Below are 15,394 nucleotides of genomic sequence, written 5' to 3' on the forward strand. Positions count from 1 at the left end.
ACGCCTTCAACGAGGAGACCGGCGTCCTCAAGAATCTGTAAGCCGGAGCAAAACCCATGAGGAAACAGGCGGGGCCCTGCGGCCCCGCCTGTTTCCCTGCCGGAGGGTCCGGAGGTCCGCCGCCGGAATTTTGTTGACAACCAGGGGTCAGAGCACCTATGATGTATAGTCAGCGCAGTTGAAAATCGGCATCTACCGATTTTCAAACAGCGGCGGAGCCGCTGACGGGCTAGGTAAAAAGCCTCTGTGCTGACTATGAAGTCCACCGCAAGGCCGTTTTACGGCCTGTGCGGCGAATCATCGCCGCACTTGTTGAAAAGAAGCGGATGCTTCTTTTCAACTGCGGTGACTATAGAAAAACCGGGCTGCGGCGCTCCGCTCCCGGGAAAAAGGGGGAAAGACCCGTGAAAACGGATATCCATGTCCATCTGATACCTCCGGAACTTGCGTCCGGGGCGGACGCGCCGGCCCTGGGGCCGGAGGCCCTGGAGGCCCGCTGCCGGTCCGGCGGAGCGGAGCGGGCGGTGATTCAGGGCTGGCCCTTCCGGAGTCTGGAGGACTGCCGGGTCCAGAATCAGGCCATATTGCAGGCCCTCCGTACCCGCCCGGACTTTTTCAGGGGCTTCTGCACAGCGGCTCCCGGGGCGGGAGCGGCGGCGCTGGAGGAGGCCGCCGCCTGTCTGGACGCCGGCTGCTCCGGCGTCGGTGAGCTGGACCCGGTCCGACAGGGCTTTTCCCTGGAGGACCCGGTTTTCCTGGACCTCTGCGCCCTGTGTGAGGAACGGGGCCGGGTTTTGTGCCTGCATCTGGACATGACCGTGGGCCGGGAAGGCGGCGGGAGGGCGGTTCTGCCGGCGGACTGTCTCCGGCTGATTGAGGCCCGTCCGAATCTGCGGCTGCTGCTGCCCCACTGCGGCGGCGGACTGCCCTTCTATGCCCTGATGCCGGAGGTGGCCCGGAAGCTGAAAAACGTCTGGTTTGACGCCGCGCCGGAGGCCTGCGTCCTGCCGCCCCGGGCGGCGGACTGCGTGCGGCTGTGCCTGGGTGCGGACCGGCTGCTGTTCGGCTCGCACCTGCCGGGGCCCGTCTTTGACGCCGGTCCCTGCTGGGATCTGCCGGAGGAATGGGAGGGGATGTTATGAACCGGGGATGGATTGTCGATTGCCATACCCACATGTTCCCCACGGACATTCCCGCCCGTTGGGATTGGTACGCCGCCCGGGACAGCTGCTTTGCGGAGCTGACCCGGGAGACGCCCCAAAGCCGGGTCCGGGAGGCCTGGGCCACGCCGGAGGAGGCCCTTCGGGCCGCCGACCGGGCGGGGGTGGAGCTCATCGTCATGCAGGGCTGGTACTGGCGGGACATGGACCTCTGCCGCCGCCACAACGACTATATGGAGGGCGTGGTCCGGGCCTACCCCGGCCGCTTTGCCGCCTATGCCAGCATCAACCCCGTCTTCGGGGAGGCGGCGGTGCGGGAGGTGGAGCGCTGCCGGGACATGGGCTTTTCCGGCGTGGGGGAGCTGGGCCCCGGCGGGAACGGCTATTCCCTGAACCACCCCGGCCTGCTGGCGGTGCTGGAGACGGCGGAGCGGCTCTGTCTGCCGGTCTGCTTCCACGTGGGCGAGCCGGTGGGGCACGTGTACCCCGGGAAGGACCGGACCCCCATTGAGGGGTTTTATGACATCGCCAGGCGCTTTCCGGACCTCCGGCTGATTCTGGCCCACATGGGAGGCGGACTGCCCTTCTATGAGCTGCTGCCCCATGTGCGGCAGGCCTTCCGGAACGTGTGGTATGACCTGGCGGCCAACCCGCTGCTGTATGACATCCGGGCCGTGACGGCGGCGGTGCGTCTGGCAGGGCCGGAACGGGTGCTGTTCGGCACGGACTTCCCCCTGACCGTCTACCCCCGGCAGTGCCAGGGGCAGGATTTCTCCCTGTTTATCCAGGATATAGAGGAGCACGCCGGCCTGACGGAGGCGGAATGGGAACTGGTGATGGGGGCGAATATGCGCCGCCTGCTGGAATTTGCCGAAAGGGGACGGAACCGCTGAGCCGGACGGAGGGAACGGACACGCCCGCTGAACGCAGTTTCATGGACGGCAGGAAAGGGCGGCTGTGACAGATGAAAAGGAACCCCTGCACAGGGGTTCCTTCTCGCTGTTTGGGATTATTGGGATTAAATGCTGCCCAGGAAGCGCAAGAAGGCCGCTTTGCCCTCCTCTGTCCGCTTGTAGACGCCGGCGTGCTCCAGCACCTGGGCAAACACCAGGCCGGTTTCCTTCTGAACAATCTCCAGGGCGTTTTCCGCCGTGATTTGGTACTTCGGGGCGAAGGCTTCCGCCCAGTCGGCGTGCTTGGCGGTGAGCTCGCTGGCCCGAAGGTCCGCGCCGGAGACCAGACCCTCCGCCACCGCCGCCAGCTCCTCCTTCAGCCGGGCGGGGAGAACGGCCAGTCCCATGACCTCGATCAGGCCGATGTTCTCCTTCTTGATGTGGTGGAGCTCATCGTGGGGATGGTACAGGCCCAGGGGGTACTGCTCCGTGGTCAGGTTGTTCCGCAGCACCAGGTCCAGCTCGTACTGCGCTCCCCGCCGCCGGGCGATGGGGGTGATGGTGTTGTGGGGCTCGCCGTCCGTCTCGGCATAGATGGTGGCCGCCTCATCGGTATAGGCCCGCCAGGCGGTGAGTATCCTGTCCGCCAGGTCAATGAGCCGGTCCGGGTTCTCGGAGGAAATCCGGACCACGGACATGGGCCATTTGACGATGCCCGCCGTCACGTCCTCGAAGCCGGGGAAGGAGACCGCTGTTTCCACCGGGGCCTTTTCCATGGCGAAGGTATAGTGTCCCCCCTGGAAATGGTCATGGGCCAGGATGGAGCCGCCCACGATGGGCAGGTCGGCGTTGGAGCCCACGAAGTAGTGGGGGAACTGCCGGACAAAGTCCAGGAGCTTGCCGAAGCAGGCCCGGTCGATTTTCATGGGGGTGTGGACGCTGTTCAGGCAGATGCAGTGCTCATTGTAGTACACATAGGGGGAGTACTGGAGGAACCAGGGGGAGCCGTTGATAGTGATGGGGACAATCCGGTGGTTTTGCCGGGCGGGGTGGTTCACCCGGCCGGCGTAGCCCTCGTTCTCGGCGCAGAGCTGGCACCGGGGATAAGCGGAGGCCGGCAGGTGCTTGGCCGCGGCAATGGCCTTGGGGTCCTTCTCCGGCTTGGAGAGGTTGATGGTGATATCCAGATCGCCATACTCGGTGGGGGCCTTCCACTGCACGTCCCTGGCGATGCGGTCCCGGCGGATGTAATTGGTGTCCTGGCTGAAGGCATAGAACCAGTCGGTGGCCTTCTTCGGCTCTATCTCATAGTAGAGCCGGAACATCTCCCGCACGTCATAAGGCCGGGGTGTCAGCCGGCCCATGAGCTCGGTGTCGAACAGGTCCCGGTAGACCACGGAGTTCTCCGCCAGCACGCCCCGTGTGTAGGCGTCATCCAGCAGCTCTTCCAGAATGGGGGCCAGCTCGATGTCCCCTGTCTCCCAGTCCTTCTCCGCCGGTTCTGTATAACTGTCCAGTTTTAATACGTCCAGTATGGTGTTGATGGCCCATGTGTAATCGCATTCCTCAATCAGCCCGGAGCGGAAGGCGTAGCCTGCCAGCCTGGAAATCGCTTCGTTAACCATGAGCGTCCTCCTTGTATGCGGTTTTTTCTTGATTTAAGAGGCGACGACCCAGCCGCCCTGAGGCCGGATGCGCAGCACGTGGCATTTGCCCTGGCCCAGTACCGCTTCCATGCCGGCCTTGAAGGCCTCCAGCTGCTCCGTGGGCACAAAGGCCTGAATGGTTCCGGCGAAGCCGCCGCCGTGGACCCGGAGCGCGCCGCTGCCCCCCAGCAGCTCCCGGCCCAGGGCCAGGGCCAGAGGAATGGCCTGCTGTTTGGGGTTGGCGGGGGACCAGGCGTTTTGCAGGTGCAGTGAGGAGGAGAGGCCCGAGGCGTTTACCAGGGCCAGGAAGGCGGCGAAGTCGCCCCGCTTCAGGGCCTCCGCCTCCTGAACGGCCCGGCGGTCGTCGTCATAATAGTGGAGGGCCCGGAGAACCGCCCGGTCGCCGCAGACCTGACGCAGGTGGGGAATGGCGGCCCGGAATTCCTCCTCCGGCACCTCCCGGAGAACCTCCTTGTCAAAGCAGGCCGCCACGCCGCCCATCTCGGTGGTGATGTCGGCATAGTCCCCGGTGAGATCGGCGTGGCAGGAGCCGGTGTCGATGATGCACAGGGCGTGGCCGGATTGGGCAAAATCGTAGTCCGCCTGAACCACCACCGGGTTGGCGGGGTCCTGGAAGTCAATGGCAACCGCGCCGCCGATGGAGGCGCCCATCTGGTCCATCAATCCGCAGGGCTTGCCGAAATAGACGTTTTCGGCGTACTGGCCCACCTTGGCCAGCTCAATGGCGTCCAGAGCGCCGCCGCAGAAGAAGTGATTCAGGATGTTGCCCACCAGAATTTCATAGGCGGCGGAGGAGCTGAGGCCGGAGCCGGACAGGACGCTGGAGGTGATGCAGGCGTCAAACCCGGCAATGGGATAGCCCTTCTGAACCAGCTTGGCCGCTACGCCCCGGACCAGGGCGGCGGAGCTGTTGGCCTCCTCGGGCCGCAGGGCCAGGCCGTCCAGGTCCACCTCCAGAAAGGGATAGCCCTCGGACTGGATGCGGATGCGGCGGCTGCCGTTGGGGGCGGCGCAGGCCAGCATGTCCATGTCCACGCTGGCGCAGAGGACATGGCCCCGCTGATGGTCCGTGTGGTTGCCGCCGATCTCCGTGCGGCCGGGGCCGCTGAACAGGCCGGCGGGACTCTGAGACGGGGGGGCAAAGGTCTTCAGCAGCGAGTTTGTTACCCGAAGAGCTCTGGTCCGGGCCTGGTCCAGCCCGGCGCCGTCCGGCGCGTAGACCAGGGCCAGCCGCTGGTCCAGGGAACCGTCCTCAAGGGCTTGAAGCAGCTGGGTGCAGGAATACATGGGGCACCGCCTCCTTATGTGATTTTCATGGGTTCAGCATAGCATAACCGGCAAAAAAAGGCAAGGGGAAAAGGTTGTCCGGACAGGTGAAACCGTTGTCTGATGCGGACAAAAGGGGAGCGCTTCCGCGCTCCCCCGGAGGGTGTTCGCTTCATTGGGACCGGCCGGGCTCAGGCAAAGAGAGCGTTGAACTGCTCCGCCACGTCGTCCGCGTTTTCCCAGACCGCCAGCATGACACAGCTGCCGTTGGAGACGATGCGGGCGTTCTGCTTCCAGTTCTCAATGGTTTCGGGATACCAGGCCCCGCCGGGGTTTGCGTCGTCTCCCACCTGATAGTCGATGCGGGCCTGGAAAATGGCCTCCACAGCCGGCACGTCCTCGGCGTTGGCCACCTCCACCAGGGCCAGCTCCGCCGCCACGGAGGTGATGGCGGCTGTGGCCACGATGCGCTGGCTGGTCTCAATCTCGGAGAGGCCGGGATAGAGGGCGTCCATCAGCTCCGCTTCCTCCAGAGGCATCAGAGCGGGGGCGTTCTCGTTCTGGGTCAGGGTCTCGTAAAAGGCGGTGAGGTCCACGGGCTCGGAGCTGCCGGAGGCGTCTCCCTGCTTGCCGCCGCAGGCGGCCAGGGACAGGATCAGGGCCAGCGCCAGAGCCAGCGCGGCCAGGGGCTTGAGGGTGAAGAAATGTCTGTTCATGTGTGTTCTCCTTGTTTTCAGATTTTTTAGATTTTTTAGATAATCTTGTGATTCGCCGCTGAACGGTGAGGCCATGCAAACCCGCCGCTTTGCGCCGGAGGCGGCACGCCCCATGTTCATGGGAAATTCGCATGACAGTATGACGCAGACAGGCGCGAAAAGGTTCCCGCCCCGCCAAAAATTTTTTGACAGGCGGGAACGCTCCCGCAAAATCAGAACCTGTATTCATAGCCGCAGGGCGCCGGATGGGCGAGGATCTTTCTCGTCAGACAAGGAACTCTTTTGCGCCCGCAGCAATCCTGACGGATAGCAAGGGAAATCGACGCGGTATGGTGGGAAAAAGACCGGCCGGACGGCGTGGGGCGGCTGTGAACAAAGGTTCTCAGTCCCCGTCCTCCAGCTGGAAGGCGTCGCGGACGAAGGCGTCCACCTCCTCCAGCGTGTCAAAGCAGGCGATAGCCACCTGGTTGCCCATGGTGCCCGCCAGGGCGTCGGGCATCCGGGTGAAGAGACGGGCGTGGCTGCCGCAGCGCTCCTTCAGCTGGGGCATGGTGAGAACGTAGCGGTTGGCGTCCTTCCGGCCGGCATAGACACAGTAGCTGTGGGGGCCGCCGTAGCTGTGGCGCAGTTCGTCAAAGGCCACCATATCCGCCCAGATCTGATAGACGTCGGCGCTCTGGCCGAAGTTCAGCATGTCCGGCGTGAAGCCGCCGGCGGGGCGCATGTTGACCTCCAGGGCCACGATGTCCCCCACGCTGCCCAGGCCCGGCTTGTCCGCCGTCAGGCGGAAGAACTCCAGGTGGAAGAACCGGCTGAAGGCGCCGAAGGCCGCCAGGGTGGCCCGACCCGCCGCCTCCACGTCGGCGGGGACCTCCTTGTCCACATAGTAATAAGTAGGCACGCCCTCGTTCACCATGTCCATGATGGAGTTCCGGGTGATGTGGCTGGCGGCGAAAAGGACCTCGCCCTTGGAATTGCAGATGCCGTCGTAGGTGGTGACGGAGCCGGAGACATACTCCTCCATGAGATACAGGGCGTCGGGCTTGTCCCGGAAGAACCGGGCCATGTCCCCGTCGTTTTTGATTTTATAGGTGGCGATGGCCCCCACGCCGTTGTCCGGCTTGGCTACAATGGGATAGCCCACTTCCCGGGCGAAGGCCAGGCCCGCCTCCAGGTCAGTGACGGGGCAGTGCCGGGCGCAGGGCAGGCCGGCCTCCCGGTAAAAGGCCTTCATGGCCAGCTTGCTTTTGAACTTTTCTATCTGGTCGGTTTTCAGGCCGGTGGTGATGTTGAAGTCCGTCCGCAGACGGGCGTCCAGCTCCAGCCAGTATTCGTTATTGCTCTCCACCCAGTCGATTTTGCCGTACTGGCCGGTGAAATAGCCCAGGGCCCGGAGCACCTGGTCATAATCCTCCAGGCTGTCCACCCGGTAATACTCGCTGAGGGCCTTTTTCAGGTCCGGGTGCAGGCCGTCATAGGGGGCGTCTCCCACGCCCAGGACGTTGACGCCGTTTTCCCGCAGGCGGATGCAGAACCAGCGGAAGGCTTCCGGGAAGTTGGGGGAGATAAAGACGAAATTCATGGGGTTTCCTCCTTTGTTGGTGGGGCCGCGCTTGAGCGCCATGGTTATTTAACGCTTTATAGCAATGAATTATAGACCACCCGGGGAAAAATTGCAAGAGGGCGGGGGCGTTTTCTTTACTCCCGACTCCCGCCGCGCAAAGAGGCCCCGGAGGTCCGCGGACCTCCGGGGCCTGGGCCGGAAACGGTCAGGGAAACCGGGCCGTCAGGCTTCCCGCTTGCAGGATGTGCCCCTCCGCCGCCTGCAAAAACTGCCGTTTCCGGGCGGAGGGCGGCAGGTTCAGGAGGCAGTCCAGGGCGTAGACCGTCAGGCGGTAGCGGTGCCGGGCGAAGGGCGGCGGCTTGGGCCCCGCGTAGCGGTGGAGGCCGTAGGCGGTTCCCTGAACCGCCCCGTTCTCCAGCCGTTTTCCCCTGGGGAGGCCCCCGGGGATGACGGGCCCCGCCGGGTAATTCCACAGCACCCAGTGAGTGAAGGCCTTTATGGGATGGGACAAGTCCTCCAGGGTCACGGCCAGAGTCTTTGCGCTGGGGGAGAGGTTTTCCAGGCGGATTTCCGGCGACAGGTCCCGGCCCCGGCCGGTGTGGTCCGGGGGAAAGGTCCCGCCGTCCTCCAGGCCGGGACAGGCAAAGCCTAGGGGTTCCATGCTCAGGTCTCCCCCTCTCCGGGCAGAATCAGGTTCAGAAGCACCGCCATCAGCGTGGCGATGACCACCGGGGATTTTCCGAAAATCATCGTAACAGCTTCGGGAAACTGGCTCAGCGCGCCGCCGGCCTGGGATACGCCTACGCCCAGGGCGGCGGAGAGGCCCACGATGGTGGTGTTCCGGGCCGTCAGTTCCTGGGAGGCAATGAGCTTCATGCCCGTCATGGCGATGGTGGAGAACACCGTGATGGTGGCCCCGCCCAGGACACACTGGGGGATGGTGGTCAGCACCGCCGCGAACTTCGGAGACAGCCCCGCCAGCAGCAGAAAGCCGCCGGTCATGGCGAAGACCATGCGGTTCACCACTTTATTGGTGGTGACGATGCCCACGTTCTGGGAGTATGTAGCGGTGGGCAGGCCCCCGAAGAGGGCCGCCAGAATGTTGCTGAAGCCATAGGCGATGATGCCCCCCTGGAGCTCCTGGTCCGTGGGGTCCCGGTCCAGGCCGCCCACGGTGGTGGCGGTGAAGTCGCCAATGGCCTGAATGGCGTTGATGGCAAAGAGCAGCCCGATGGCCACACAGGAGGCGAAGTCGAACCGGACGCCGAAGTGCATCACCCTGGGCAGGGAGACCCAGGCGGCGGCTCCCACGTCGGCAAAGGAGACCATGCCGAACAGGCAGGCAATCACATAGCCGCAGAGCATCCCGATGAGAATGGAGGCCAGCCTGCAGACGCCCTTTCCGTGGTGGTTCAGCACCATGACGATGATGAGGGTCAGCACCGCCACCGTCCAGTTCTGCCAGGAGCCGTAGATCAGGGCGGGGGTCAGGCCCCTGGCCTCAATGGCCGCGGCGGTGTTCCCCGTGCCGCCGGCCATGTAGTTGATGGCGGTGGGATAGAGGGACAGTCCGATGGTGAACACCACCGTGCCCGTGATGACCGGAGGGAAGAGCAGGCGGATTTTCTTCACAAACAGGCCCACAATGGCGGCCACCGCGCCCCCCACGATCATGGCCCCGGCAATGGCCGCCACGCCGCCGCCGGAGGAGGCGATGGCCTGCATACTGGGAACATAGGCGAAGCTGACCCCCAGAATCACCGGCAGGCCGGAGCCGAAGCGCCGCCCGGCGGGATAGAGCTGGAGCAGGGTGGACACGGCGGACATCACCAGGGACGCCTGAATCAGGAGGACCTGGTCCGCCTGGCTCAGGCCGATGGCCCCGGCGATGATGATGGGCGGCGTGACGCAGCCCACAATCATGGCTACCAGATGCTGAAGGGACAGCGAGACGGAGGCCCCCAGCGGCGGCACGCCTCTGGGCTGGAAAAGAAGCTGCTGTTTGTCTTGTTTCATGATGTCGGCAATTCCTTTCAAACGGTGGCCGCGGTTCGGCTCCGCGGAAATAGAGGGGCTGAAACGCGGACCCGTGGTTTCAGCCGCAGTGACCCTCTCAGTTTACCCTACGGCAGGGGTTCTGTCAAGATGCTGAAAGGTTGACAAAATTGAGGCCGATATTTATGCAAAACAGAAAATCTGCGTCGGGAGGGGAAGCGGGGCGGCGGCGCGGGTTTTGGGGAAAGGGGGAGCTATTTTTGAAAAAAGTATCAATTTAATTCGGCAATGCCGCAAATTATAGTTGACATCTGGGAAATATTTGTTAGAATGGAACAGGTGAAAAGGCGTACGCCTTTTTTGTTTCCCCGGCGGGGGAAACAAAAATATCTGTATACGTCAGGACACAAACAAGTATTTTTGGAGGTTTGTATGAAAAGAATCATCAGCATGCTGCTGACCCTCGTGATGCTTCTGGCTCTCGTGGGCTGCGGCAGCGGCTCCGGCCAGAGCGGCTCCACCACCGGCGGCAGCGACGCCGGACAGTCCCAGGACACCGGCAGCGGCGACGCCGCTCAGCCCGAGGCGGACGGCGAGGGTGCCGGCGAGTACCACATCGGCATCATCACCGGCACCGTCTCCCAGTCTGAGGACGACCTGCGCGGCGCCGAGGCCATTCAGGCCAAGTACGGCGAGGATGTGGTCAAGCTGGCCACCTATCCCGACAACTTCACCGAGGAGCTGGAGACCACCATCCAGACCATCGTCAACATGTCCGACGATCCTCTGATGAAGGCCATCATCGTCAACCAGTCCGTCCCCGGCACCGCCGAGGCCTTCACCCAGATCAAGGAGCGCCGCCCCGACATCCTCTGCATCGCCGGCGAGGCCCACGAGGACCTGCCCGTTGTGGGCGCTTCCGCCGACCTGGTCTGCAACAACGACTTCGTCTCCCGTGGCTACCTGATTATCCGCACCGCCCACGAGCTGGGCTGCGACACCTTCGTCCACATCTCCTTCCCCCGGCACATGTCCTATGAGACCATGAGCCGCCGCGTGGCCGTCATGGAAGAGGCCTGCAAGGAGTTCGGCATGACGTTCGTTCAGGAGACCGCTCCCGATCCCACCACCGACGTCGGCGTCACCGGCGCCCAGGCCTACGTTCTGGAGAAGGCTCCCGAGTGGATTTCCAAGTACGGCCAGAACTCCGCCTACTTCTGCACCAACGACGCACACACCGCGCCCCTGCTGCAGCGTCTGCTGGAGCTGGGCGGCTACTTCATCGAGGCCGACCTGCCCTCTCCTCTGATGGGCTATCCCAACGCTCTGGGCGATCTGGACCTGACCGCCGAGGCCGGCGACTTTGACGCCATCCTGGCCAAGGTCGAGCAGGCCGTTGTGGACGCCGGCGGCGACGGCCGCTTCGGCACCTGGGCCTATTCCTATGGCTACTGCCTGTCCGCCGGCCTGGCCCAGCACGCCATCAATGTCATCGAGGGCAAAGCCGAAATTACCAATATGGACGACGTTGCCGCTGCCCTGCAGGAGTTCTCTCCCAAGGCCGCGTGGAACGGCTCCGGCTATACCAACGCTGACACCGGCGTCAAAGAGGACAACGTGTTCCTGATTTACCAGGACACCTATATCATGGGCAATCCCGGCCGCTTCATGGGTGCTACCGACGTGGAGGTGCCCGAGAAGTACTACACCGTCAGCTGAGTTCCGCGGAACAATCAAATTTCTCAAACTGCGGGGAGGGGGACTCGTCCTCCTCCCCGCGATTCATAATCAGGTTATATTTTAGGTTAGGGTGGATGTATGACAAACAACGGTACTCCCCTGTTGCGGATGCAGAATATTAAAAAGGACTTTTTTGGCAACCAGGTTCTCACCGACATCAATTTCACCCTGGAGGCTGGCCAGGTTCTGGGCCTGTGCGGTGAAAATGGCGCGGGCAAAAGCACGCTGATGAAGATACTCTTCGGTATGGACGTTATCCGCGAGACCGGCGGCTATGACGGAGACGTGCTGCTCAACGGTCAGAAAACAGAGTTTAAAACCCCCTTTGACGCGCTGGCGGCGGGCATCGGCATGGTGCATCAGGAGTTTTCCCTGATCCCCGGCTTCACCGCCACGGAAAATATCCTCCTGAATCGGGAGCCTAAGAAGAAGAATGTGATTTCAGAGGTGTTTGGCGACCGGCTGAATACTCTGGATTATAAGGAGATGGACCGGCGCTCCGGCGAGGCCATCCGAAAAATGGGCGTGGAAATCGACGCGGGCATGACCATCAGCAGCATGCCTGTGGGCCACAAGCAGTTCACGGAGATTGCCCGGGAGCTGAGCAAGGATCAGCTGAAGCTGCTGATTCTGGACGAGCCCACCGCTGTGCTGACGGAAAAGGAGGCCGAGGCCCTTCTGGAGTCCATCCGGAACATGGCCGCCCAGGGCATCGCCGTCATTTTCATCACCCACCGCCTCCACGAGATTCTGGCCGTGTGCGACAAGGTGGTGGTCATGCGGGACGGGTATGTGGTCAAGGATGTGCCCGCCGCGGAGGCCAGCGTCTCCGACATTACGCGCTGGATGGTGGGCCGGGAGGTGCAGAAGGCCGCCGCGGCCCCTGCGGAGCCCGTCCGGGCGGAGAACAGGGACGCCAGGGTGGTCATGTCCATCCGGAATCTTTGGGTGGACATGCCCGGCGAGACGGTGCGGGACGTGTCCCTGGATATCCGGGACGGCGAGATTTTCGGAATCGGCGGCCTGGCCGGTCAGGGCAAGCTGGGAATCCCCAACGGCATTATGGGCCTTTATCAGGCCGGCGGAACCGTGGAGTTTGACGGGAAGCCCATTCAGCTCAACAGCCCCCGGAAGTGCCTGGACGCCTCTCTGGCCTTCGTGTCGGAGGACCGCCGGGGCGTGGGCCTGCTGCTGGACGAGAGTCTGGAGTGGAATGTGGCCTTCCCCGCCATGCAGATTCAGAACAAATTCCTGAAGAAGTACGGCCCCGTCAGGTGGCGGGACGAGAAAGCCATCCACGCCGTGACAAAGAAATACATTGACGCGCTGGAGATTAAATGCACCAGCTCCAGGCAGAACGCCCGGGAGCTCTCCGGCGGCAACCAGCAGAAAATCTGCCTGGCCAAGGCCTTCGCTCTGGAGCCCCGTTTCCTCTTCGTCTCCGAGCCCACCCGGGGCATCGACGTGGGCGCCAAGGCCCTGGTGCTGGACGCCCTGAAGCGCTTCAACCGGGAGAGCGGCGTCACTGTGGTGATGATTTCCTCGGAGCTGGAGGAGCTGCGGCAGACCTGCGACCGCATCGCCATCATCTCCGGCGGACAGGTGGCCGGCATTCTTCCGGCGGCGGACTCCTCGGAGGACTTCGGCGCGCTGATGGTCAGCAAGGTCATATAAGAAGGAGGAGAGAACGATATGCATGAATATGCGTCTGCCATCGCGCTGCGATACTGGCTCAAAAAGATGGGCTATCCCCGGCTGATTATCGCCGGCTTCCTCCTCTTTTTGTTCATCATGGCCCCTGTCACCGGGTCCGACCTTGCCACGCAGGTCACCAACGTCATCAACCGCTTCAGCTGGAACGCCGTTCTGGTGCTGGCCATGGTGCCCATGATTCACTCCGGCTGCGGACTGAACTTCGGCATCCCCCTGGGCGTGCTGGCGGGTCTTCTGGGGGGCACCCTGGCCATTGAGCTGGGCTTCACCGGGCCCATGAGCTTTGTCATGGCCATTGTGGTGTCCACGCCCTTCGCCGTCCTCTTCGGCGGGGGCTACGGCATGCTGCTGAACAAGATCAAGGGCGGCGAGATGATGGTTGCCACCTACGTGGGACTCTCTTCCGTGTCCCTGATGTGCATTATGTGGCTGCTGATTCCCTACAGAAACCCCTCCATCGTCATGGCCTACACCGGCGTGGGCCTGCGGAACATGTTCGCACTGGACAGCTTTTATGCCGGCGCGCTCTCCGAGTTTTTGAAGATTGACCTGAATCCCCTGGGGATCAATCTGGTGATTCCCACCGGGTCCATCCTGTTCTTTGCCCTGCTGGGCCTGGCTGTGTGGGCGTTCCTCCACACCAAGACCGGCACCGCCATGACCGCCGTGGGCTCCAACCCCACCTTCGCCAGGGCCTCCGGCATCAACGTGGACCGGATTCGGACCCTGTCGGTGATTCTGTCCACCTGGCTGGGCGCTGTGGGCGTTCTGACCTATCAGCAGGGCTTCGGCTTCGTGCAGCTCTATACAGCCCCCCTGAATATGACCATGCCGGCGGTGGCGGCTGTTCTCATCGGCGGCGCGTCTGTGAACAAGGCCAGCATCTCCAACGTCATCATCGGCACCCTCCTCTTCCAGGGCCTTGTGACCATGACGCCCACCGTCATCACCGCCCTCATCCACACGGACGTCAGCGAGGTCATCCGGATCATCGTCTCCAACGGCATGGTGGTCTACGCCCTGACGAGAAAGACGGAGGAAGCGGCATGAAACTGAAAAAGAATTTCGACGGATTGGACTTCCTGCAAAACAACCTGGTGCCCCTGATGTTCATCATCATCTGCGCCGTCTGCATCCCCCTGTCCGGCTTCTCCGCCAGCTATCTCATCAACGAGATTGTCACCCGCATGGGCCGGAACATCTTCCTGATTCTCAGCCTGCTGATTCCCATTATGGCGGGCATGGGATTGAACTTCGGCATGACCCTGGGGGCCATGGCGGGGCAGGTGGCCCTGATTTTTGTCACCGACTGGCAGATCTGGGGCATTCCCGGCGTGGTGCTGGCTATGATTCTCTCCGTGCCCGTCTCCGTGCTTCTGGGCCTGCTGTGCGGCAAGCTCATGAACATGGCCAAGGGCCGGGAGATGATTCTGGGCTATATGATGAACTACTTCGTCACAGGCCTTTATCAACTGGTGGTGCTCTATTTTATGGCGTCCATCATCCCTATCAGGCACGCCTCCATCCGTCTGCCCAGAGGCTTCGGCATCCGCACCACCGTGAACCTGGCGAATATGCGCCAGTGCCTGGACAATGAGTTTGCCATCCTCTACAAGGGCGTGAAAATCCCGGTACTGAACTTCATCATCATCGGCGTGATGTGCCTGATTATTATCTGGTTCCGCCGGACGAAGCTGGGCCAGGACATGCGGGCCGTGGGCCAGGACATGGAGGTGGCCCAGGCCGCCGGCATCAACGTGGACCGCACCCGGATTATCTCCATCATCATCTCCACGGTCTTCGCCGGCTTCGGCCAGATCATCTATCTCCAGAACATCGGCAACTTCCCCACCTACACCGCCCACTCCCAGATCGGCATGTTCTGCATCGCCGCGCTGCTGGTCGGCGGCGCGTCGGTGGAAAAGGCCTCCATCGGCAACGTGTTTTTGGGGGTCATCCTGTTTCACACCATGTTCATCGTGGCCCCCCGGGCAGGCGTCGCCATCACCGGCGATGCCATGATCGGCGAGTATTTCCGGGTCTTCGTCTCCTACGGCGTCATCACGCTGGCCCTGGTCATGTATGAGATTAAGAAGCGCCGGGCCAGGAGCCAGGGCGGCGAGCTGCTGGCCCAGGCCCAGCGGGCCCGGAGGGAAGGGGGCGCCCAGTCATGAAGGGAAAAACGCTGGTTATCCGTCTGGCCGTTTTGGCGGCGGTGATTGCCGTGGCGGCGGTCATGATGGTCATTGGCCGGGGCCACACCATCTATCTGGACAACAAAACCATCGAGGACTACCAGGGTCAGGAATACAAGTCCTTTGAGCGGGTGGTCGTCACCGTGGACGGCGAGGAGGCCGCCAAGCTGAACAAGCGGGAGCGCGGCATGGCCACCTGTATGGGCCAGTCCTTTACCATGACCCTGGAGATCACCGAGAAGAAGGGGGACGAGCCCCGGACAGAGGTGGTCACCGTGGATCTGCCCTACAGCGTGGACGGCATCGTCATCAACCTGCCGGCCCTGCTGGCCGGGCTGCCGGAGGACGCCTGGTATTCCGAGTTTGTGCCCCAGGTGCAGGAAGAGGACGAAGAACCGCTGCCCGGCGAGGGCGACGCCTTCGGCCTGGAGGGCGACATGGGTCTGGAAGGCGACATGGGCCTGGAGGGCGATTTAGGCGTCTGA

General features: G+C 63.0%; 13 protein-coding genes. 7 read left to right on the forward strand and 6 right to left on the reverse strand.

The window, feature by feature from the left end:
- Positions 1 to 404: 404 nt before the first annotated feature.
- Together Q0063_RS07615 and Q0063_RS07620 are read left to right on the forward strand one after the other, a co-directional pair.
- Positions 405 to 1,142 (forward strand): amidohydrolase family protein, encoded by a 738-nt coding sequence (locus Q0063_RS07615; protein ID WP_297871381.1) that lies wholly within the window; start codon positions 405 to 407, stop codon positions 1,140 to 1,142.
- Positions 1,139 to 2,053, forward strand: coding sequence for an amidohydrolase family protein (locus tag Q0063_RS07620; protein WP_297871382.1), 915 nt, complete (start codon positions 1,139 to 1,141; stop codon positions 2,051 to 2,053). Before Q0063_RS07615 ends, Q0063_RS07620 begins: the two co-directional genes overlap by 4 nt.
- 125 nt (positions 2,054 to 2,178) lie before the next feature.
- Here Q0063_RS07620 and galT read toward each other — a convergent pair whose 3' ends face one another.
- From galT to Q0063_RS07650, 6 genes are all read right to left on the reverse strand, one after another.
- A complete protein-coding gene (gene galT, locus Q0063_RS07625) occupies positions 2,179 to 3,678 on the reverse strand; it encodes a UDP-glucose--hexose-1-phosphate uridylyltransferase (RefSeq protein ID WP_297871383.1) in 1,500 nt (499 codons plus the stop codon).
- Between the two features lie 33 nt (positions 3,679 to 3,711).
- Positions 3,712 to 5,007 carry a galactokinase family protein gene (locus Q0063_RS07630; RefSeq protein WP_297871384.1) on the reverse strand — a complete coding sequence of 432 codons (1,296 nt, stop codon included), beginning with the start codon at positions 5,005 to 5,007 and terminating at the stop codon, positions 3,712 to 3,714.
- Positions 5,008 to 5,177: 170 nt separating this feature from the next.
- Positions 5,178 to 5,702 carry a hypothetical protein gene (locus Q0063_RS07635; RefSeq protein ID WP_297871385.1) on the reverse strand — a complete coding sequence of 175 codons (525 nt, stop codon included), beginning with the start codon at positions 5,700 to 5,702 and terminating at the stop codon, positions 5,178 to 5,180.
- A gap of 382 nt (positions 5,703 to 6,084) precedes the next feature.
- Complete coding sequence (locus tag Q0063_RS07640; RefSeq protein WP_297871386.1) at positions 6,085 to 7,284, reverse strand: acetyl-CoA carboxylase biotin carboxylase subunit family protein; 1,200 nt, start codon at positions 7,282 to 7,284, stop codon at positions 6,085 to 6,087.
- Positions 7,285 to 7,471: 187 nt separating this feature from the next.
- Positions 7,472 to 7,927, reverse strand: a complete 456-nt coding sequence (locus Q0063_RS07645; RefSeq protein WP_297871387.1) for a YbhB/YbcL family Raf kinase inhibitor-like protein — start codon at positions 7,925 to 7,927, stop codon at positions 7,472 to 7,474.
- Between the two features lie 2 nt (positions 7,928 to 7,929).
- Positions 7,930 to 9,282 carry a uracil-xanthine permease family protein gene (locus Q0063_RS07650; RefSeq protein ID WP_297871388.1) on the reverse strand — a complete coding sequence of 451 codons (1,353 nt, stop codon included), beginning with the start codon at positions 9,280 to 9,282 and terminating at the stop codon, positions 7,930 to 7,932.
- Between the two features lie 411 nt (positions 9,283 to 9,693).
- Here Q0063_RS07650 and Q0063_RS07655 point away from each other — a divergent pair, with 411 nt between their 5' ends.
- The 5 genes from Q0063_RS07655 to Q0063_RS07675 all read left to right on the forward strand — a co-directional run bounded on the left by Q0063_RS07655 (position 9,694) and on the right by Q0063_RS07675 (position 15,394).
- On the forward strand, positions 9,694 to 10,980 hold the full coding sequence (locus Q0063_RS07655) for a DUF3798 domain-containing protein (RefSeq protein ID WP_297871389.1): 1,287 nt from the start codon (positions 9,694 to 9,696) through the stop codon (positions 10,978 to 10,980).
- Between the two features lie 99 nt (positions 10,981 to 11,079).
- On the forward strand, positions 11,080 to 12,675 hold the full coding sequence (locus Q0063_RS07660; protein ID WP_297871390.1) for a sugar ABC transporter ATP-binding protein: 1,596 nt from the start codon (positions 11,080 to 11,082) through the stop codon (positions 12,673 to 12,675).
- A gap of 18 nt (positions 12,676 to 12,693) precedes the next feature.
- Positions 12,694 to 13,764, forward strand: coding sequence for an ABC transporter permease subunit (locus Q0063_RS07665; protein WP_297871391.1), 1,071 nt, complete (start codon positions 12,694 to 12,696; stop codon positions 13,762 to 13,764).
- Positions 13,761 to 14,888, forward strand: coding sequence for an ABC transporter permease (locus Q0063_RS07670; protein ID WP_297871392.1), 1,128 nt, complete (start codon positions 13,761 to 13,763; stop codon positions 14,886 to 14,888). The genes Q0063_RS07665 and Q0063_RS07670 overlap by 4 nt, the downstream gene beginning before the upstream one ends.
- Entirely contained in the window at positions 14,885 to 15,394 is a 510-nt protein-coding gene (locus tag Q0063_RS07675; protein WP_297871393.1) for a DUF6672 family protein, read from the forward strand. Before Q0063_RS07670 ends, Q0063_RS07675 begins: the two co-directional genes overlap by 4 nt.

This window comes from uncultured Oscillibacter sp., from assembly GCF_947654275.1.
GTDB lineage: Bacteria > Bacillota > Clostridia > Oscillospirales > Oscillospiraceae > Oscillibacter.

Coding starts and splice junctions, on each gene's coding strand:
- Q0063_RS07660 (WP_297871390.1), top strand. CDS start 11,080: ATGACAAACAACGGTACTCCCCTGTTGCGGATGCAGAATATTAAAAAG.
- Q0063_RS07650 (WP_297871388.1), bottom strand. CDS start 9,282: ATGAAACAAGACAAACAGCAGCTTCTTTTCCAGCCCAGAGGCGTGCCG.
- Q0063_RS07665 (WP_297871391.1), top strand. CDS start 12,694: ATGCATGAATATGCGTCTGCCATCGCGCTGCGATACTGGCTCAAAAAG.
- Q0063_RS07675 (WP_297871393.1), top strand. CDS start 14,885: ATGAAGGGAAAAACGCTGGTTATCCGTCTGGCCGTTTTGGCGGCGGTG.
- Q0063_RS07640 (WP_297871386.1), bottom strand. CDS start 7,284: ATGAATTTCGTCTTTATCTCCCCCAACTTCCCGGAAGCCTTCCGCTGG.
- Q0063_RS07645 (WP_297871387.1), bottom strand. CDS start 7,927: ATGGAACCCCTAGGCTTTGCCTGTCCCGGCCTGGAGGACGGCGGGACC.
- Q0063_RS07620 (WP_297871382.1), top strand. CDS start 1,139: ATGAACCGGGGATGGATTGTCGATTGCCATACCCACATGTTCCCCACG.
- galT (WP_297871383.1), bottom strand. CDS start 3,678: ATGGTTAACGAAGCGATTTCCAGGCTGGCAGGCTACGCCTTCCGCTCC.
- Q0063_RS07630 (WP_297871384.1), bottom strand. CDS start 5,007: ATGTATTCCTGCACCCAGCTGCTTCAAGCCCTTGAGGACGGTTCCCTG.
- Q0063_RS07670 (WP_297871392.1), top strand. CDS start 13,761: ATGAAACTGAAAAAGAATTTCGACGGATTGGACTTCCTGCAAAACAAC.
- Q0063_RS07635 (WP_297871385.1), bottom strand. CDS start 5,702: ATGAACAGACATTTCTTCACCCTCAAGCCCCTGGCCGCGCTGGCTCTG.
- Q0063_RS07655 (WP_297871389.1), top strand. CDS start 9,694: ATGAAAAGAATCATCAGCATGCTGCTGACCCTCGTGATGCTTCTGGCT.